The organism is Pedobacter sp. MR2016-19, from assembly GCF_014947265.1.
In the GTDB taxonomy this organism is placed as follows: Bacteria; Bacteroidota; Bacteroidia; order Sphingobacteriales; family Sphingobacteriaceae; genus Pedobacter.
This window is the reverse complement of the sequence record NZ_JADCNK010000009.1, coordinates 1-20,145: the sequence shown is the minus strand read 5'-3', so window position 1 is coordinate 20,145 and position 20,145 is coordinate 1. Positions and strand designations below refer to the sequence as shown.

Annotated in this window: 20 protein-coding genes and 1 tRNA gene; 17 read left to right on the top strand and 4 right to left on the bottom strand. The window is 40.2% G+C overall.

What is annotated here, in order from left to right; all coding sequences use genetic code 11:
- Positions 1-56 precede the first annotated feature (56 nt).
- From IM793_RS13190 to IM793_RS13150, 10 genes are all read left to right on the top strand, one after another.
- Entirely contained in the window at positions 57-215 is a 159-nt protein-coding gene (locus IM793_RS13190; protein ID WP_193422074.1) for a hypothetical protein, read from the top strand.
- Positions 216-436: 221 nt separating this feature from the next.
- The gene (locus IM793_RS24790) at positions 437-658 is read left to right on the top strand and encodes a helix-turn-helix domain-containing protein (protein WP_370629788.1); all 222 of its coding nucleotides are present in this window, start codon (positions 437-439) and stop codon (positions 656-658) included.
- Positions 649-789 carry a hypothetical protein gene (locus IM793_RS24785; protein WP_227256249.1) on the top strand — a complete coding sequence of 47 codons (141 nt, stop codon included), beginning with the start codon at positions 649-651 and terminating at the stop codon, positions 787-789. Before IM793_RS24790 ends, IM793_RS24785 begins: the two co-directional genes overlap by 10 nt.
- Positions 790-966: 177 nt before the next feature.
- Positions 967-1,509: a hypothetical protein gene (locus IM793_RS13180; RefSeq protein WP_193422072.1), complete on the top strand. Its 543-nt coding sequence runs from the start codon at positions 967-969 to the stop codon at positions 1,507-1,509.
- A gap of 351 nt (positions 1,510-1,860) precedes the next feature.
- Positions 1,861-3,042, top strand: a complete 1,182-nt coding sequence (locus IM793_RS13175) for a thiol-activated cytolysin family protein (RefSeq protein WP_193422070.1) — start codon at positions 1,861-1,863, stop codon at positions 3,040-3,042.
- A gap of 22 nt (positions 3,043-3,064) precedes the next feature.
- Positions 3,065-4,309, top strand: a complete 1,245-nt coding sequence (locus tag IM793_RS13170) for a thiol-activated cytolysin family protein (protein WP_193422068.1) — start codon at positions 3,065-3,067, stop codon at positions 4,307-4,309.
- Between the two features lie 8 nt (positions 4,310-4,317).
- Positions 4,318-5,940, top strand: a complete 1,623-nt coding sequence (locus IM793_RS13165; protein ID WP_193422065.1) for a S41 family peptidase — start codon at positions 4,318-4,320, stop codon at positions 5,938-5,940.
- 2 nt (positions 5,941-5,942) lie between these two features.
- Positions 5,943-7,574, top strand: coding sequence for a thiol-activated cytolysin family protein (locus IM793_RS13160; RefSeq protein WP_193422063.1), 1,632 nt, complete (start codon positions 5,943-5,945; stop codon positions 7,572-7,574).
- Between the two features lie 228 nt (positions 7,575-7,802).
- A tRNA-Asn gene (locus IM793_RS13155) sits at positions 7,803-7,879 on the top strand.
- 252 nt (positions 7,880-8,131) lie between these two features.
- Positions 8,132-8,974, top strand: coding sequence for an aspartyl protease family protein (locus tag IM793_RS13150; RefSeq protein WP_193422061.1), 843 nt, complete (start codon positions 8,132-8,134; stop codon positions 8,972-8,974).
- 87 nt (positions 8,975-9,061) lie between these two features.
- On the opposite strand, the gene IM793_RS13145 is transcribed toward IM793_RS13150, so the two are convergent.
- The 4 genes from IM793_RS13145 to IM793_RS13130 form a co-directional block, all read right to left on the bottom strand.
- A complete protein-coding gene (locus tag IM793_RS13145; protein ID WP_193422059.1) occupies positions 9,062-10,135 on the bottom strand; it encodes a DUF4932 domain-containing protein in 1,074 nt (357 codons plus the stop codon).
- A 188-nt stretch (positions 10,136-10,323) separates the two neighbouring features.
- Positions 10,324-11,133 carry an AraC family transcriptional regulator gene (locus IM793_RS13140; protein ID WP_193422057.1) on the bottom strand — a complete coding sequence of 270 codons (810 nt, stop codon included), beginning with the start codon at positions 11,131-11,133 and terminating at the stop codon, positions 10,324-10,326.
- Positions 11,134-12,105 (bottom strand): aldo/keto reductase, encoded by a 972-nt coding sequence (locus IM793_RS13135; RefSeq protein ID WP_193422055.1) that lies wholly within the window; start codon positions 12,103-12,105, stop codon positions 11,134-11,136.
- Between the two features lie 207 nt (positions 12,106-12,312).
- Positions 12,313-12,789, bottom strand: a complete 477-nt coding sequence (locus tag IM793_RS13130) for a hypothetical protein (protein WP_193422053.1) — start codon at positions 12,787-12,789, stop codon at positions 12,313-12,315.
- A gap of 208 nt (positions 12,790-12,997) precedes the next feature.
- On the opposite strand from IM793_RS13130, the gene IM793_RS13125 reads away from it, so the two are divergent.
- The 7 genes from IM793_RS13125 to IM793_RS13095 all read left to right on the top strand — a co-directional run bounded on the left by IM793_RS13125 (position 12,998) and on the right by IM793_RS13095 (position 20,074).
- The gene (locus IM793_RS13125; RefSeq protein ID WP_193422051.1) at positions 12,998-13,471 is read left to right on the top strand and encodes a Dps family protein; all 474 of its coding nucleotides are present in this window, start codon (positions 12,998-13,000) and stop codon (positions 13,469-13,471) included.
- Between the two features lie 63 nt (positions 13,472-13,534).
- Positions 13,535-14,143 (top strand): LytTR family DNA-binding domain-containing protein, encoded by a 609-nt coding sequence (locus IM793_RS13120; RefSeq protein ID WP_227256248.1) that lies wholly within the window; start codon positions 13,535-13,537, stop codon positions 14,141-14,143.
- 151 nt (positions 14,144-14,294) lie between these two features.
- A complete protein-coding gene (locus tag IM793_RS13115; protein ID WP_193422049.1) occupies positions 14,295-16,502 on the top strand; it encodes an ATP-binding protein in 2,208 nt (735 codons plus the stop codon).
- Between the two features lie 11 nt (positions 16,503-16,513).
- Positions 16,514-17,575, top strand: coding sequence for an NADH:flavin oxidoreductase/NADH oxidase (locus IM793_RS13110; RefSeq protein WP_193422047.1), 1,062 nt, complete (start codon positions 16,514-16,516; stop codon positions 17,573-17,575).
- Between the two features lie 20 nt (positions 17,576-17,595).
- Positions 17,596-18,147, top strand: a complete 552-nt coding sequence (locus tag IM793_RS13105; protein ID WP_193422046.1) for an antibiotic biosynthesis monooxygenase — start codon at positions 17,596-17,598, stop codon at positions 18,145-18,147.
- 247 nt (positions 18,148-18,394) lie between these two features.
- Positions 18,395-19,129: a M17 family peptidase N-terminal domain-containing protein gene (locus tag IM793_RS13100; protein WP_193422044.1), complete on the top strand. Its 735-nt coding sequence runs from the start codon at positions 18,395-18,397 to the stop codon at positions 19,127-19,129.
- A gap of 123 nt (positions 19,130-19,252) precedes the next feature.
- The gene (locus IM793_RS13095; RefSeq protein ID WP_193422042.1) at positions 19,253-20,074 is read left to right on the top strand and encodes an alpha/beta fold hydrolase; all 822 of its coding nucleotides are present in this window, start codon (positions 19,253-19,255) and stop codon (positions 20,072-20,074) included.
- Positions 20,075-20,145 lie beyond the last annotated feature (71 nt).

Here is a 20,145-nt window from a genome sequence, read left to right as displayed (position 1 = left end):
AAACCACTACACACAGCGTAAAGCTTGATTTATTTTTCACTTAAAAAGGTTAGGTTATGAAAAAGATTGTAAATGCGTTGCTCTTATTGGTTTTGGCCTTAAATTTTAGTGCATGCGTAGTAAGCGCACGTGCGCCACGTGCCCACTGGGTACCCGGTTATTATGTTGTTGGTCCTTACGGTGGTCGCCATTGGGTGCATGGTCATTATCGCTAAAACTTCTATCGGTCGGTATCTTACCGACCGATTTTATTATGTTGTATTATTGCTCACTTTTGCCGGGGCTTATCTCTGTTTTCTCTGTGGTGAAAAGAATGCCTTTATCTGACTATTTAAGGTGTAACTAATGTGATGTTTCATTTATATTATTGGAATAAAATAATACATTGGCGCTATTAATATCTATTTTAACCATGCAGGAAGAAATTCTTTTATAAATAAGCGGAAAAATCAAAGAAAGACGTAAAGAACTGGGCATTACTGTTCAGGAACTTGCAGATAAGGCAGAAGTAAGTAAAGGCCTTATTTCTCAGATCGAAAACAGCAGGACCATCCCATCGCTTATGGTGTTGATGGATATTATTAAGAGCCTGGAAATTGATTTAAACAGCTTTTTTAAAGACATTAATTTTCATAAAAAGATGCTCCTGTGCTGGTAAAACGGAAGGCCAATTACCAGAAGTTCGAAAAAGAACAGGCTGTTGGCTTTAACTACTCGCGTATTTTAACCAAGAACATCAAATTTTCTACAGCGTATACATCGCCTCAGATGATGATGAATGCACCTTGATCCACGAGCTGAAAGCGCATTACGATACCATTGGTTACGAAACAGAATTGCTCAATCAGGCTGCTGTTTTAAAAAAAATATCCGGCCATTAAATCATCTTATGCCAAAGAGGCCATATTTTTTCCGCAGGAAATCAGCGTAGCACCCGATCAGATGATCTACCGTTTGCACCAGTATATGCAGACAAAATTCGAAAAGTACACGCTTAAATATAATAGTCCGGTTACCGCATGCGAAACCAAAGGCACCGGGGTAGAAGTGGGGCTGAAAAACAATGCCGAGCTTTTTACGGCCGAGAAAGCCATTGTCTGCAATGGTTATGAGTTTAAATTGCTGTACCCCGAACTGTTTAGCGAAAGAGGCATTGTGGTGAGCAAATTACAGATGATGCGCAGCATCCCGATGCCCGATGTAGCATTGGAAGGCAACATTTTAACAGGTTTAACTACCCGCCGTTACGAGAGTTTTGAGCACTATTGCCCTTCATTTAAAAGCATTAAAACACCTGAACATTACGAAGAATTGAAAAAATGGGGGATCCATATCCTGTTTAAAAAAGCAGCGGATAATACCATCATCATCGGCGATTCGCATGTTTATGCCGATGTAAACCATTTTGATGATTTGGGTTTCGATTTAAGTTATCACATTAACGAACTGATGCTGGATGAAGCAGCCAGAATTGTTGATTTCGACGTACGTAAACTGCAAAGTACCTGAGCAGGATTTTATCCACAACATTCTACTAAACATATTGTAGCCTACGACCTGGATGACCGTATCCACATCCGTACGGCCATTGGTGGTAAAGGAATGACGGCTAGTGCCGGTTATGCCGCAGAAAGCATCAAGGAAATATTCAGTTAGTTTAATTTGCAGTTGAGCAAATAATACTTCTTTAAAAAACATAATAATTTCTTAACACAGTTGATCATTAGCGTATTGTAACAATTGCTAATTTTATCTACTGTGTTTTTAGTTAATAGTCTATCACCTTAAACCTTATCCTATTGAGAAAATCAGCATAAAAAGTATCACATCTACTATCTATCACCATTAACATTTAATCCTATGAAAAAAAAACATCTATTAACGCTTGCGTTAGCGCTAGCCGGCGTGACATTTTTCAACGCGTGTAAAAAATCGCAATTGGAAAAAAGTCCACAGGAAAACACTCCTAAAGGGCCAAAAGGTTACATTTCGCAATTTAAAGGGGCAAAACGCTTACCTACAGAAGTGATCAAGGTTAACGTATCCGATACCAGAACGATAGCCGAAATACTAGAGCAGAAAAAGCAGAATACGGTTGAGGTGCTCAGAGACAGTGTATGGGCGAGTGGAAATGGTAAAACACTTTTTCTACAGTCTACAGAGATGCCAGCTGTTTTTGATAACATCCGTCGTCAGGTTTACCTTGGTGCGATAATCAAAGCCGAAAATGCTGGTAACCCTTCCAACTTCTTGCCCGTTTTTGTTACTGCGGCAGAGCGGAACCCGATTACCATTTATGCTTCATTTCCTACCGATAGCATTTCTAAAACACTTGCTTCTCCTAGTCCAACTGCCGAAAGGGCCTATCTTCAGGCTGCGCTAAAAGTGGGTAGCGGCCAACAGCTTTCTTCTTTCAGGTATGAAATGGAATCGTTCAAAAGATACGAGGAACTAAAACTGTCATTTGGAGCAAACGTCTCAGTTGCAGGTTTGTTCAAACTTGATATCAAAGATTCTACTGCACTATCAAACAATAAAACCAGGGTACGTGCTGAATTTACGCAGGAGAATTTTTCTGTCAACCTGGAGCCGCCTATCGACAAACCTTTCTTAAAAGATCCTATTGATAAAAGCAAATTTGGCCAATACGATCCATTAATCGTTAGTTCGATAACTTATGGTAGAAAGGGAATTATGACAGTAGAGTCTGATTCCAGTTTCAAATCTGTTACCAGCAGTATAAAAGCGGTATTCAATTTACCGTTGCCTGTTCTTAAAGATTCGTTGAATATTTCAGCACACCTTACAAAAAGCCAGATCGACGTATTGAACAACGCAAAGATCAGTATCTATATCATTGGTGCCGAAGGTAAAGATCTGGCCAAAATCATACAGGGGATTCCCGGTTTTGCACAGATCATTGCTGGTGGAGGCGAATTCTCATGGCAGGCTCCAGGTGTTCCGCTTTACTACACGCTTAACTACCTGAGCGATTTCAGTACTTATTGGAATAAATTTCAGGTACAGGTACATAGTAACTAAAAAACAGAATATTTACGAGTAGATGATGAATAAACAGGAGGCTATCTGGCTTTGCCAGGCAGCCTCATTGTTGTTTAACCCAAATCTGAAATATATGTACAACAATAAATTCATACTGTTGCTAAGCCTTGCTATATGCCTGCTTTCCTGTAAAAAAGATATTGATCGCGCTGAAACTCTAACCGAAAATACCCAACTGAAAAAAGGCCTGCCCTTATCTTCGGTATATGGTAATCTTAAAATAGAACCTTTGAGCATGATCACGATTGAAGGCGGCCGAAACAAGGAACTAAAGGATTTTCTAGACAGAGCAAAACAGAATACCACTACTTTTTTGAGAGACAGCAGCTGGACTGATGGTTTTTCCAAAATATACCAGTCTGATGAAATGGTGGTAACCCCAGATAACGAATCGTATGTTTATCCTGGTTCGATTATTAAGAGTGCCTCGGTAGCCAGTGGAAATTTTTCGCCCTTAAAAGGTTATGTAAAACTTCCTATCGATATTTTGGCCTCTTTCCCATCTGATAAGGCTGCAGGTAAAATCGATACACCGTCGCTTTCTAAAACAAGGGTTTTTTTAAGAAATGCACTGATGGATCCTTTCTTTTCGGGCAGGCAGCTGGAAGATTTCTCTTATACATCTTCGTTTTTCAATTCTTATGAAGAATCCAAGCTCTCTTTTGGCTATAACTTGAACGAAAAAAGACTATTCTCTTCGGTAAATAGCTCCTTTAATTCTGCAAATTCCAGAACTTCTTATTCAACCGGGCTGATACTGACCTACCTGGTTAAGAATTTTACCTTGGCCATGCCTTCCGATCCTGTTACAGGTCAGCTGATCGATTACACAAGAACACCTTCAAGTGTATATGAAGGCGTTTCTCCTGTGTATATCAATTCGGTAACCTATGGCCGTTTCGGTTTTCTGATGATCGAAACCAACTCCAACAGCGCTGCAACCAAAACGGCATTTGAAAAGGTGGTGAAGAAAATATTCAAAAAAACAACGGAAACATTCACCTTTGAAGAAGAGAGTATATTCAATTCCAGCAGGCTAACCGTATACCTGATGGGAAGTAATGGAGGGGCCGTAACCCAGCTAATCAACAATCCCGGAAGTTATGATGGCCTTTCAAATTTCATCAGCGAAAGCCTGGGCGAATTTACAGCAAACGATCCGGGCGTGCCGGTTCAGTTTACCTTAAAATACCTGAAAGACAATTCGCCCTACAGACCCATATTCAAGGTTGATTATTACTATTAACAGTTATTATGGAAAAATTTAACATTCCGCTCCGTTTTATCGCAAAAAATGCCAGTTCTGTTATGGTGTTGATGTGCTGTTCGACCTTGTTTTTCTCCTGTAAAAAAGATCCGTCAGATCCACCTGTCGAAACCCAGGTAGAAGTTAGAAAAGAAAAGATCATGAGCAATCTAGATTCGCTCTATGCCTATGCGCAACAAATCTACCTATGGAACAGCGAACTCCCGGCTGGTAAGGACTTTAAGCCAGCCAGATTTTATGACGGGGCAGCGGGTAATGAAATCGATATTTACAAAAATGAAATATTTGCGCTAAGCAGGTTTGCGATAAATCCTTCCAATAACAAGCCTTTCGAATATAATGCAAACGCTGCCGGGATTCCCAAATATTCATCATTGATTGAGACAGGTTCTGCCGGTACAGTACCCAGATACAATAGTGACGATAATGGCTTCGGTCTGGCATTTGTGGGTACTTCGGATGGTATCAGGATATTATATGTTGACATGAATGCTCCCGCCTGGCAGGCAGGGCTAAGGCGTGGACAAAAGGTAGTTAGCATCAATAATGAAAAAGCAGTTGCCTCAACGGGCTATTATAGCTATATATCTTCTGCACTGAATGGCGGTGGCCTGTCTGTAGTTATCGAGACCTTGGAGAACAATCTTGCGGTTAACAGAACAATACAGCTTAAAAAACAGTATTTCGTACCCAGTCCCGTACTGAAAAGTTCGGTACTGAATGTTGAAAGCAAAAAAATTGGCTATATCGCTTACAAAAGCTTTACCGACGAGGAAAATACCAGACAATTTCTCGGTCCGGTACTGAACCAGTTTGCTGCAAACGGAATATCGGAACTGATTGTAGACTTACGTTATAATACCGGGGGATACCAAAATACTTGCAGGTACCTTGCAAATTGTATAGCCCCCCAGTCTGCTGATGGAAAACTGATGTTTACGGAATACTACAACAGCCAAATGCAGGAGGGAAAAGCTGATCTTCTTGCCAACCAGCCGATATTGGGTTTTGATAACAGGCCTGTTTATATTAATGGGCAGATGGCCACGTTGCACGATATTGATTATAGTCCTGCTGCAAACAGGAATAATTTTGAGATCGAGGGAAATGCACTGCACCTGGAAAAAGTAAGTTTTATCGTTAGCAGTCAAACAGCATCGGCAAGCGAGCTTCTGATCAATGTATTAAAGCCTTACCTAAAGGTTCAGCTGGTGGGTGTATCTGCTGATGGTTCGGGCAATGTAAGTACTTACGGAAAGCCTGTGGGTTTTTTTGATATAAAAATAGATCGTTACAAAGTTTATCTTGCGATGTACCAGACCAGGAATGCCAATGGTGAAGGCGACTTTTTTGATGGTTTGCCTGCTGGTATTTCAACCATGGATGATGTAACGGTCGACTTTGCCGATATTGCCGATCCTGCAGTTAAAGCCATCGTTTCTCCTACGACAAAATCATCAGGTAGCGCAATTAAGAAATTGGGAACAGTTAAACAGGTTCCTGCAGGCGGAACCGTAGAAAGCCCAAAGATTAAGAAATACATCGGACTTTCTTCTACTGGAGAAGGGCTGATAAAAACATACAGTGATTTTAAACTTAAAAGAAATTAACAATGAAAAAAATCAATATTTTATCAGGAGTCATGCTCCTGATCCTCTTTATTGCATCGGGTTGCCGCAAAATGGAATCGGATGCATTGTTTAGCGCTGCTTCAAAAGATTTTAAGAGCCTAAAAAAATCTGTTCTTAGCCCTTTTAGCGTTAAAAATAATGAATATTCCAACCTTGGAAGTTTGGGCGCGGTACTGGAAAGGCGTAAAATGGATGGCGGTAGTTTCGACGGGCCTCCATTAATCGCTGGCACTTACCGCACTGGCGAACTGGTTAGTGATTTTGGTGCTGATCCGAATAAAGTAATGTTCGTGGAATCATTCAAATCAAATGTTTTTGTAATATCCCCAGAAATGGGACTGAACATTTTTCCGGGCGCCATAATGAATGGCAACAGCATACGCGCCGATGTTTTTGCCCCAAGTATCATTCCGAATATCTCGGCTAATATCCGTCCCGTTAACCTGTCAACCAGTTTGCCCGTAAGTGGAACAAAAGTAGCCAAAACGGTAATGGCCAGGCCAAGCAGCGATAGGGCATTTGTAAGGGCTGCGCTTAAAGATCTTAACGACCTTAATCCAGGAAGAATTGGTGCAGCAAGGCTCCAGTTCGAAATGACATCATTCTCTAATTACGATATGATCAAAACCCTTTATGGTTACAATAAAAACCTTGATCTTTTTCTCTACAAACAGGGAAACACAACCACTGGGGGTTCTCAGTCAGTTACCCGTAGCACAGGCTTCATTCTAAAATTTTATCAGCAGAATTTTACAGTAGATGTCGATGTTCCTTCAGATTATAACGAACTTTTTGATCCTACCGGACTTGATACCGCTACCGTATTCGGCGGTAAAAGCCCATATTATGTTAGTAGCGTAACCTATGGAAGGATGGGCATTATGACTATTGAATCCAATAGTGACTCCGCTTCGGTTTATAATGCGATAACCAAGCAGATCGGAATACTGCAGGGGCTGGTGGGGATAGGTACTTCGCTTAGTGATTCGGAAAAACAGATCCTCGAAAGTTCTGAGATTAAATATGCCATAACAGGGCCAAACGGGGATAAAAATGTAAGCGATCTGAAAACCATCAGCAGCCTGGCAGGTTTTGTAGAGGTACTTTCTTCAAATTCGACTTATTCAATGGACGATCCCGGGGTTCCAATCAGTTTCAGGTTAAGGTACCTTGTTGATGATACTAATGTAGAAGCGCCATTTGAAATCAATTATGGGCCATTTAATAAACCTTACGCCAGGATCGAATATAGGAATATTGTTGCAGGACAAAACAATGCCTATTCTTACCATACCTCCGATATCACCCTGGTATGCTATCCTACTCAAGATTGCATCCCGGGAACAGAGGTTCCTCCTTTGAATTTTATTTCCTTTGCCTGGAATTTTACCTCGAAGATAAGTAGGGGAAAAAAAGGCGATCCAGTGACCCCGATTATCCATTCCCGGCAGGATGTGGTTAGAAATTCAAAAAACAGATCACTTCTTCTCATCCATTCAGGTGAATATAAGCATCAGCAGAATTTTGCAGGAGATGACAGGGAACAGTATGAGGAAGATTACAGCCTGTTATCCGGAAAGGGATACTATGCACTGCCAAGCAAATATTTTTAGGAGGAAAAATATGTAAGTTAAATACCTTTTAGGGTGGCTTTTTGATTATGCCCGGCAATTTACTCTGGAAATATTTTTTTTAACTGGTTAATTATTAGTGTGTTTTAATAATTCTTTAATGTTTTTTTGCATAAATAATTTAAAAGCGCTAATATTGCACTCCCAAAACAAACAAGCTTTATTGTGCCGAAAAGTACAATGCAGCCCGTTTTCGGAAACAACCAGCACTCCTTCTTAGCTCAGCTGGTTAGAGCATCTGACTGTTAATCAGAGGGTCGCTGGTTCGAGCCCAGCAGAGGGAGCCAAATAGGGCAAGCACGGTAAAACGGTCGCTTGCCCTTCTTTTTTTATCGCTTATTTCGCTGTAAAATCAGCTTAGATCATGGGAGCGTTTAATACATTACACTTTTTATTTGGCTTAAACTTCTCAAACTCCCCCAATTTTTTTGCCTGATCAGGGGCTTTTTATGTGCTGGGCTGATTGCTTAGAAATAAAGTATATTTGTTAATCAAATAAATCCATCGCAACAAGCTAACAAAGCATTAAAAAAATAACAATGAGAAAAAGACCATTTACGGTAACCATCCTTTCTATCTTACTATTTCTTTCTTTTAAAATTAATGCACAAATGCCTTTTACCACGAACGCCAGCGGGCATATCATCATTAAGGCAAAAATAAATAATGTGGAGGGGAATTTTATTCTGGATACCGGAGCAGGGCTTAATGCTATTTTTACTAAATTTTCTCAAAAACTCAAGAATGAAAAAACCGGTAATTTTTTCGTCGGGCACAGAGCGACAGGAGAAGAGTTGAACCTTGATTTGTATAATGCGACAGGGTTTGAAATGAATAACAGAAAGTTTAAAGATCAGCAATACGCCATTGTTGATTTAGATTTTGGGGATATTGATGGAATTATTTCGCTGCAACCCTTCATCAACACACCGCTTACGATTGATTATCTCAACAAAAAGATTGTTTTTGATAAAGTAACAAAAAATGAAAAAAGCATCGATATTCAGATAGCAGATTATGCGGGCAGAGCCCTTGATATTTTTACATATATAAAATTGAACAATACTTTGAAAATCCAGACATTATTGGATAGTGGTGCCGGAAAAAAATCATTTTGGTTCAGTTCAAAGTTAATGGAACCCTTGGCCCTAAATAAAGCAGATTTTAAAGCAGTTCCTGTAAAAAGCGATTTTAAGAAGGAGAATAATTATTATATCGGTAAGCTTTCCGAATTAAATACAGTGAATAATCTGCGTAAGGTGGAAGGGCTTGATGTTGCATTTGTTGACGGACTGATTTACGAAGGTAAGACCAGTATAGATTGGTTGGGAAATGTGTTGACCATTGACATTGCCAAAAAGAAAATATTTATCGCCGAATAAAAAGTGGATAGATTTGCTCTAGAAAATAGTCGGGTTTGTTTGTTTATGGGATTTCTCTTAACACTGAAAAAGTTTTGTCGATTTTCGTTAGCAGCTGATGTTTGTTGCGGTCTTTTCGAAAAAAGTGGTCAGCCGTGGGTAGAAGTGCTCAAAGGTCGGGTAGGACGCTCTTGAGGTTTCATATTCACCAAGTAATTGTACCAGGTCTTCCATCCATGTAAAACCTTTTTCTCTTTGTTTGGCGATCTCGTTGTTGATTTCCTTCTGACTTTGTTTATGGTCTATGATATAACGAACGACGGAGGCGCGTACCAGGGATTCATTGATCAGGCTGTGCCAGTCCTCGCAGCCCTCTAGTTTCATCTCTTTGCGTCTAGCTGCCAATAGAATTTCTCCGGATGCACTAAGCATAGAATCGATCCTTGGGCTTTGCTCAAGGATATGGTCGATGAAGGAGTGATTGAACTCATGGATAAGGTCGCTGAGGTAGGTTTCCCTTGCGAAAAGCGGGGTGCCGTCAGCGGTGAAGGTCCATGAGCCCATGATGGCGTAGACCCTTCGTTTACTTCCGATTGGCGTAACGCTGGGGCCGTAGTTCGCCCCGCCGTCGCCAAGTCCGATGGCTACCCTATAATCGACCTGGTGGTCACCATAATAGTCAAGGTACCATTGCTGGTCGAATCCATCCATTGATTGGTCGAAGTCCCTCGTGGCCTGGGTGTAGCGTTTTTTATGGGCTCTAAAGAACAGGTTGAAACCGGAGCAGCGGTAAAAGCTGTTCACGAGCCCGATGAACTTTTCGGCATCAGCAGGATCCCATTTTCCGATGAGGTTACTTTTTTGCTCAGGGATTATGGTGAAGCCGTTTTTCGACTTTTTTAAGTGTACGGCAAGGAACATCACTTTTGAGAAGCCCATGTTCTTTTCTGTTGCAAGTTCCTTTGCAAAGCTAATCACAGGGTCGTTGTTGTAAAGGGCAAAATGTGCATTGATGTCGGCGATATAATGCTTTGCGAATTTCATGTTGTACTCGGGGTTTCCCGCAAGCCGGAAGATGATACTGAACAGTTCCACACGCTCATCGATGGTCGACCTTACGGGCGTCTTGGCCATTGCGAAGGTAGTGGTAAAAAGGGCTAAGGCGATCAGGATCTTCTTCATGTGTATGGTATATCTGAGTCAAAGCTAGTGAAATAAGCGAGGCCATTGTGCAACATTTTGACTGTTGTTAAGGTGGGCCTGAATTGTTTTTCCTTATTCAACAGGATTGTTTTTATAGGAAAGCATTTCTTCCAAGATTACCGGTCTTGCAATCGATTTGTTTATTGATTATTTGAAAAAGAATATTCCTACATGAACTCAGTTGGGGCCTTTCCGAACTTTTTCTTAAAAGAATGGGAGAAGTGCGATAAACTTTCAAAGCCCAGGTCGAGGTAGATAGCTGATGGCTTTTGATGTTTAGCTTCGATGAGGTGTTTAGCCTCATTTAGCCGTTTTTCCTGAAGCCAGTGACGGGGTGGAGCACCGAATGTCTTCATAAAATCCCTTTTAAAGGCCGCCAGGCTGCGACCTGTTAATTGTGCAAACTTTTCGACAGGGACATTGAAATGAAAATTATGCAGCATAAATTTTTCCAGGTCGATCTTATAAGGTTCTGAAAAATCAAATAAAAAATTAAGTAACACCGGCATGGCAAGCATCAGCAATTTGACGCCTTCCTTTACCTTCAGGATGCCCATTTCGTCGGTCATCTCTGCGCCGGAACTACGTGCATATGGAACAATGGATTGAAAATAACCCTGCAGGAATTCATTAGAAGGAATTAAAATATTTGGCGGACCAACATATTTCTGGTCTGCTTTAAGCCTTTCTTCTAACACGATTCTGCGCAACAGATCTTCCTGCAGGGATATCACGATGGTTTCATAGTTTGCACCTGGCAGCGGTGTTTTGGTAATTGTACCCAGTTGATTTTTTCCGATCAGCAGCATTTCCCCTGCGGTCATTGAAATGGTTTGCGTAGAGGTTTCCAAGGTAAACTGCCCCGAGACCTGTAGGATCAAGGTATGGTGATTCCAAAAACATGCTTTCTCCTTCCGCTCTGCAGAAAGGTAAGAATAGAATATTACACCGGGAAGAATCTCTGCTGGACTGATCATTTAGCGTTGTAAATAAGTGCCGCCCTGGATAGCGCCTGTTGCAAAAGTAGTATTTAAAGTATTCATTTCTTCGGGCGTGAACACAATTTCCATCGCTGCAATATTTTCAGGTAAGCGCGATCTGCGGCTCATACTTACTAAGGGCATAATGTTGTCACCCTGCTCTTTTACCCAGGCTATCGCCACCTGCGTTGGTGTATAACCTTTATCGGTAGCCAGTTGCTTTAAAACTTCCACTTTTTCCAGGTTATGAACCAAACTTTCGCCCTGAAAACGAGAGAAGTGATTACGGTAATCGTTTTCGGCAACCGGGGCTTTCATTTCACCAGTTAATAAACCTTCGGCAGTATTAGCGAAAGCTACCACACCAATACCTAATGTTTTAGCCGCCGGAAGTAAGTCACTCTCTATCCCACGATCGGCTAATGAATACCCGATCTCCAATGCGCTTATTGGGTAGACGCTATTGGCTTTTCGAAGCTGGTCCGCTGTGATCTCTGATACACCAATGTGGCGAACTTTACCTTCTTTAACGAGGTCGGCTACTGTGCCGATGATGTCTTCTACCGGTACACTGTCATCCATCCGGCTGGGTTGGTATAAATCAATGGTTTCGATCCCTAAACGGGTTAGTGAGTAGTTTATAAAATTCTTAATGGCGATGGGACGCAGATCTAATCCCAGCCAATGTCCATTATGAAAAATCGCTCCGAATTTTACGCTAATAAACGCCTCATCACGTCTCCCTTTTATGGCTTTGCCCACCAGGATCTCATTATGACCAGCTCCGTAAAAGTCGCCGGTGTTCAAAAAATTAATGCCATTATCCAATGCTTCATGGATCGTAGCAATGCTTTCCCTTTCGTCGGGTGTAGATCCGCCCCAGATAGAGGACATGCGCATACAGCCCAGACCAAGTTTGGATATTAAAGGGCCATTTTGGCCTAGTTGAATTGTTGTGCTATTTTTCATGATTTAAAGGTCTGAATTTAAATCATGCGGAATTTGCCCGCATGGCTCATAATACATGCCTGTATGGCTCACGAAAACCTGGTTCCAGGTAATAATCCTGCATGTAGATATGCTAAACGGAAATGTAAGTAATGTAGGATATCTTAATTTTGTAAATAAGAGTTTATTCGCTACCAATCTTTACACAAACAAACCAGTTATCAGAATTTAAGGCAGACAAGTTTCACTTTTTGTAAAGGCTGTACCGTTTTCATAAGATATCGAGTCAGGTTTAGAGAATACCGCTTTGTTGCCTATAACTTTAACTTCGCCAGTTCCTTCAACGAAACCCGTTTGTGTTTTTTTGAATATAACCTCGCGTACAGAAGTAAGCCCTTCAGACTGAAAAGTATAGTCACCCTTTAAGATATTCCCATCAAAATGGCCATTGAAAGTGCCTTTAGAATCATCTTTCTCTGAAAAATTATAAATAATTGATCCTTCTATATCGTTTTTATTAACGGCGGTGATGGCGAGTTGAAAAGTGTCTTTATTGACCTTGTACAGATAACAGCCTTTTATAGAGGTTTCAGTGCTGTCTGCTGCGGCTTGGTTGCTAGCAGAACTATCTTGTTTAGATTGCGTACAGCTATACAGGCCGGTTAGCAATATGGATAGGGCAAATAAATTTTGTTTAATACTCATGATTAATTTTTCTTTGCTTGTACAAATATGGTTCCAATACTTCCGGACCTCTCTGATAGTGAAATGCATCTTTTAGCAAAAGCAATTTATTCAACCCTTCAACGATTCATTTTGCCTGTTTATCGAAAGCCAAATGATTTTAAGCCGATCCTGCTGCATCTTTAAACCATGAAAAGAGCAATATCGCTTAAATAAAAAACTTTGAATCATGAAAACTAACATTGGAATTACAGAAAAAAACACAGATGCAGTTGCTGCAGAATTGGCTAAATTATTGGCAGACGAATTTGTATTGTATACCAAAACCAGAAACGCACATTGGAATGTTACAGGTGATAATTTTCACGCAAACCATATTTTCTTTGAAAATCAATACAAACAACTCGATGAATTAACTGACAGTGTTGCCGAGCGTATGCGAAAAATAGGTCATTTTGCACCTGCAACGATGAAAACTTATTTAGAACTTACCCACCTTACAGAATACAGTGAAAGAACTAACGACGGTTTGGGTTATATGGCAGACCTCTTAAGGGACCATGAAAGCATCATCGAATTTTTACGTGGCAATATCGTTCCTTTTGCAGAAAAATATAAAGATTATGGCACCAGCGATTTTATTACCGGGCTAATGGAAACACATGAAGAAATGGCCTGGATGATCCGTTCTTACTTCAGATAATTGATCCGGAAAAGAATAAAATAAATGGAATAGTTATATTTGAGTCACAAATAAACCATCTCCATGAAAGCGCTAATCGTTGATGACAATGCTATTGCAAGAACTACTTTGGCTCATTTGGCAAAACAAATCCCGAATCTCATTATTGTAAATGAATATTCCAATGCTATAGAAGCCTATCACCATTTGCAGAACAATCAGGTCGATCTGATATTCCTGGATATTGAGATGCCCGAAATGAGCGGAATAGAACTGACCAGAAACTTAGTAGGCAAAGATATTATTATCATTTTTACTTCTTCAAAAAAGGAATATGCGCTTGAAGCTTTCGAACTGAATATTGCTGATTATCTGTTGAAACCTTTTACGTCGGCCCGGTTTTTACAAGCTGTTAGTAAAGCACAAATTATATCAGAAAGTAAGAAAGAGCATGTGCAGTTTGATAAGGAAGAATTCATTTTCGTCAGAGATTCAAATATTACGAGACGATTGAGTCTGGATGATATTTTTTATGCGGAAGCAATGGGTGATTACGTAAAGTTCTATACATCAGAAAAAATGTTTGCCATACATGGTACGATGAAAGCTGCCGAAGAACGCTTGCTGAAAAATAATTTTATCAGGGTTCACCGCTCTTACATTATAGCGCTTGGTAAAATAGACACATTATAGGATGGCGGGGTCGTAATCAATGGAAAATTTATTCCGGTTGCCGATGCTTATCGGAAGACACTCAGTGCAAGAATGAATGTTTTTTAAGTTGAGGTGTCCATGCAATGCGTTTGAACTGAGGCGTTCCTGTCATCAATTTATACTTTAGTTTATGATCAATATTTCTACAGTGATGGGCAATAAACGTTTTGCTTACCTGATTGTGTTTACTTTCATTGCAGATTCTATCCTCCTCATCGCGTTGCAAATCAATTCGGCCCAAAATACCAGGGCACTGATAAACAACAATAACATACTCTTAAAGGAATTGCGTTCCAGTAATCACCTTAGGGAGATTGACAGAGATATCTTAGGGGTAGAAAGCAGGATAAGAGCATCTATAGCTACAAATGACACCACTCACCTGGAAGGGATAGATCAGAAGGTAGACCAGGTAGAAAACTTTCTAGATTCACTTTCTAAAGATAATGTTGATACAAGGGAAGAAACGCTGATCCGTCGGCTAAGTGTTTTAACACTTGACAAAAAAGTAGTTAAGGAGAAACTTTTACGTCGCTATCTTTCAATTGGAAACATGGACGATCGCAGTTCCATTGCCAACCCGGGGGCGAGAAGAATTTCCAACGAAATCACATCAATTACCGCTAAAATTTATGAAAGCCGGCAATTGAATATGGTAAAACTCAGCAAGCGGAGCGAAGAAATGGGGAGAAAGGCAAGACTCTATGACATTTCCATACTGGCATTGCTTGTTGTAAGTGGTGCCATCATCGGATACCATATCGTCCGCCAGTTTCGCCGTCAACATTTATTGATTAAAGAACTGGCCATTTCTGAGGAAAAAGCATCGGTGGCTGCGCAGACAAAAGAAAATTTTCTGGCCAATATGAGCCATGAAATCAGAACACCTTTAAGCGGTATTTTAGGTTTTACCAACTTACTGCAAAAGAGACCTATGGATACGACTTCTGCCGAATTTGTTTCTTCGATCCAGCGCTCGGGAGAGAATCTGATGGCCATTATCAACGACATTCTGGACCTTTCCAAAATTGAAGCGGGCATGATGCGCATCACACCGGGAACATTCAGCATTAACGGTTTAATCAATTCTTTGGAAACGCTTTTTCAGGAACGGGCAAGAGAAAAGGGTTTGACCATATCCAGCAAAATAGATTCCTCCGTTTCAGATACATTAATCGGCGACGCCACAAGATTGACTCAAATATTGGTTAATTTGATAGGTAATGCCATTAAGTTTACCCAGCACGGAAAAATCAATGTTGAAGTGTATAAAAAAGAACAAACAGGAAGTAAAATAACGGTTGGTTTCAAGGTTGCTGATACTGGAATAGGGATTGATAAAGAAAAATTAAACGAAGTTTTTGAACGGTTTAACCAGGGTGAAGATTCTATAACCCGAAATTACGGAGGAACAGGTTTAGGTTTATCTATTGTGAAAAATCTGATTTTGTTACAAAATGGAAATATTGAAGTAAGCAGCGAACAGGGAAAAGGAACGACCTTTAATTTTCATATTCCTTATGACATTGCTGAGCATCAACTCCCTGTAATACCGGCTGTAAATACCAGTTATTTTAAGGATAAATCAAATGCGCCATTGCGGGTTTTGGTTGTCGACGATAATGCCATCAATCAAAGTTTAATGCAGCACTTATTATTGCAATGGAATATCGATTTTGATATTGTATCCAATGGTCTGGAAGCAATTGAACAACTCTCCGGTCAAACCTACGACCTGGTATTGATGGATATCCAAATGCCAAAGATGGATGGATATGCAGCCACGCAGCACATACGCGATGTGCTGAAATCAGACATTCCCATCATCGCTATGACGGCACATGCAATGGCGGGAGAAAGAGAAAAATGCCTCAGTCGCGGAATGAATGAATACCTTTCTAAGCCGATTAATGAGGAAAAATTGTTTAAGTTTATATCCGAATTCGGCCTTGAAAACGGACAACAAAAAGAAAAAAAAGCGGCAGAAATCACCACCCGCTTTCAGTATCTCGATCTTGCTTATATGCGATCCATAAGCGGTGGAGATACAGATTTCGAAAAAACAGTTACCCAACAATTTATTGATAACGTATCCCTTCATTTGCAGGAGCTTCTAAGCGCCTATCAAAGCCATGATTTTGTAACAGTAAACCACAGGGCCCATGATTTTAAAACCAGCATTGCCATGATGGGATTATTGACAATCTTGGAAGAGAAACTGGATGTGCTTGAAGTTGCGACCGAACAAAAGGCATCATTACAGCAGGTTTTAGAAGATTTAAAAAGTATTTTAACCCTGGCAGTTGCTGAAGCTAAAAATTTTTTACAACAGTTATAAAGACAAATAAAATGGATCTATTTTCACCCATAACCTTTCGCAATCTCACTTTAAAGAACAGGATTGTATTATCCCCTATGCAGCAATACAGTGCACAGAACGGAATCCCGGGAAATTGGCATCTGGTACATTTGGGCAGCCGTGCAGTTGGAGGTGCAGGTTTAATCATTACCGAATGTACAGCCGTATCGCCTGAAGGACTGGCGACCTTAAGCGATGTAGGTATTTGGAATGATGAGCAAAAAAATGCCTGGAAAACCATTGTGGATTTTGTTCATGAACAGGATAGCAAAATCGGTATTCAGCTTTGGCATGCCGGAGGAAAGGGCAGCCTTAAACACCCAAATGAAGGTATGAAGCCCTTAAGCCTGGAAGAAGGGGGGTGGATTGTAAAAACCTGTTCTGCAACAGAACTGAATGGTGTACTATCGCAGGAGCTAACGATTGCCGAGATTGATGAATTAAAAGTAAAATTTGTTGATGCCGCACGTCGTGCTGTTGAAGCTGGTTTTAATACAATTGAAATTCACGCTGGCCACAGTTATTTGTTTCATCAGTTCTATTCAGCAGTTATTAACAAAAGACAGGATGAATATGGCGGAACTTTTGAAAACCGGATCCGTCTTTTGGTAAATACCGTAACGGAAGTAAGAAAAGTAATTCCAGAGGGCATGCCATTGCTGGTTAGAATCTCCGCAGTAGATTACATAGATACGGCAGATGCCTGGACTTTGGAAGATAGCGTTGCCCTTTCAAAAGTACTTAAAGAAAATGGGGTGGATTTTATTACCGCGTCTGGCGGAGGATTTACAAATGTAAGTCGGGATAAGGTTTTTCCTGGCTATCAGGTTCCTTTTGCAACCGCCATAAGGGAACAAGTGGGCATCGCTACAGGCGCTGTCGGTATGATTACCGATGCAAAACAAGCAAATGAAATTATTGCTGATGGCAAGGCTGATCTGGTTGTCATTGCCAGGGAACATTTGCGGGACCCTTATTTTGCTATCCATTCGGCTAAGGAGTTGGAAATGGACATCGAAGTACCATGGCAATATAAAAGGGCTTTCAATTAGATTTATCAACGCGTCTCCATATGGAAAATTCAGGTGCCTCTGTCGTAATTACCCACCATATACTGGAAGGTAAACAAAAAGAATATGAAAAATGGTTAGATGAAATCTTACCCGTTTCTAAACATGCAACAGGTTTTATCGATTTACAGATCGTAAGGCCAATTCCTAAATTAACATTTGTTTATACTGTTATTATCCGCTTTGATACCATTGATAACCTAAAAAGCTGGATGGAATCTCAAGACCGAAAACAACTCATTGAAAAGGCAAGCCCTTTCTTCAGAAAGAATGACAGATATCAAATAAAATCTGGCCTGGATTTTCTTTTCAATGCAGAAAATGAAGGTCATAAGGTACCCGTTCGCTGGAAACAGTACCTGGTCACCTGGTCGGCAATTTATCCCTTATCCTTAATTATTCCGGTTTTGTTGCTGCCAATTTTAAGATGGCTGGGCATTCCGCTTAACCATTATTTTGATGCCTTTATAAATTCTGGTTGTATTGTTTTGCTGATGGTTTATGTGGTGATGCCAAACTACACCATGCTGATTAAGAAATGGCTGTTTAAATGAGCTGATAATAGCTAAAGTCCAATTTATTTATCATTAGATCTAAAGAATCACTGCTGTATGGCGGTGATTTTTGTTTTTAGCGCAGTTTAGCAAGCAACATCTCACATTCCAACGATTCTTTTTGCCTGTTCACCGAATTAAGAATTAAAAGGATCTGATTCTGCAATAAATTTACAGTAGGAAAACAAAAAACTATTAATCAACCAAAGCTAAAAAGTAAATTTATTAATCCATTAAATCTCCTGTTATGATTACCAGAACCATTAAAAAAGTAGCATGCATTGGTCTATATATATCGATGCTCATTATAGCACCACAATTATCTTTTGCACAAACAACCGCGCAAACAGCGGCTGTAAACACGTCTAAAATATGGGGAAAAGTTGACGGTATTAGCATCGAAGGAATGGTACAGGGACCTTCAACAGAGAACACCCAATTACAAATCGCATGTGTTTTTGAATATATGGAAGGTGATATCTTCAATTCGCCTCCTGCTTTGCCCGAAGCCGTCAACGGAATGGTTCATCTTGATAAAAGTTTAAATGGACTCATCACAGACCTCAGGAAATCCGGCAAATTTGCAGGTCATTCATTAGAAACTTTATTAATCACGCCGCCTTCAGGAAGTATCGGTGCAAAAAAATTACTGCTTATCGGATTAGGCGACCGAAACAAATTCACGCCCGTACTAATGCAGCAGGTTGCAACCGTGGGTATGGAAGAAGCATTGCGCCTTGGAGTTACCGAATATGCCTTTGCATCTGATCTGAAAGACGCTGGAATAGATTCACCAACCGCAGAAGTTGCTGGCTATGGTGTTACCGGAGCGATCAATGCGTATCGGACTCAGGTTTACTTAAAAGGTAAAAAGATGTCGAACTTTAAACCAATCAGGAAAATAACATTATTAGCAGGACCAGCTTTCTTCTTTACTGCCGGCGAAGGAATCACGAAAGCAATTGCACCTTTTAATAATTAAGATGGTTAATCAACCGGTTAATTTTATCATAGGTCAAGATTTAAACGCCTTTACCAGTTTACTTTTGATAAAGAATAAAATAAAAACCTTCAGAAAATAAATAAATTACAAAAACTAAAAACTATGAGTACGCTAAAATTAAAAGACAGAACAGAAATTTTCTACAAAGATCAAGGTAAAGGACCAACTTTAATGTTTCATCATGGATGGCCTTTATCATCAGATGACTGGGATGCACAAGTTATTTTTTTCCTGCAAAGAGGCTTCAGGGTGATCACACATGATAGGAGAGGCCACGGCCGGTCCAGCCAAGATATTTATGGCCATGATATTGAAACTTACGCTGCTGATGCTGCTGAATTGGTCGATTTTCTTGATTTGCAGGATGTTGTTCACATCGGACATTCCACAGGTGGTGGCGAGGTAATCCGCTACGTTAATAAATATGCTAATGGCAGAGCTAAAAAAGCTGTATTAATCAGTGCAGTTCCACCAATAATGGTGCAGAGTGACAGCAATCCGGATGGTGTTCCGATGTCTGTTTTTGATGACATCAGAGATCAAACGCTTAATAACAGACAGCAGTTTTATATCGATTTAACCATTCCGTTCTACGGATACAACAGGGAAGGTGCAGTTGTGAAAGAAGGCGTACAAAGAAATTGGTGGAGACAAGGCATGATGGGTGGCATAGTGGCGCATTACGAAGGCATAAAGGCTTTCTCTGAAACTGATTTCAGAGAAGATTTGAAAGCAGTTGATATTCCGGTTTTGGTGTTACATGGCGAAGATGACCAGATTGTTCCTTATCAAAATGCTGGCGTTAAGTCCGCTAAATTGCTTAAAAATGGTAAATTGATAACCTATCCTGGATTTCCTCACGGTATGCCGACTACGGAAGCCGCAACAATTAATAAAGATATTTTAGAATTCATCCAATCGTAATTCTAAGATCAAGATAGTTTTGATTTTATAATATCTAATTTATAAATCACTTAAAGCCCATTCTGGTAAAC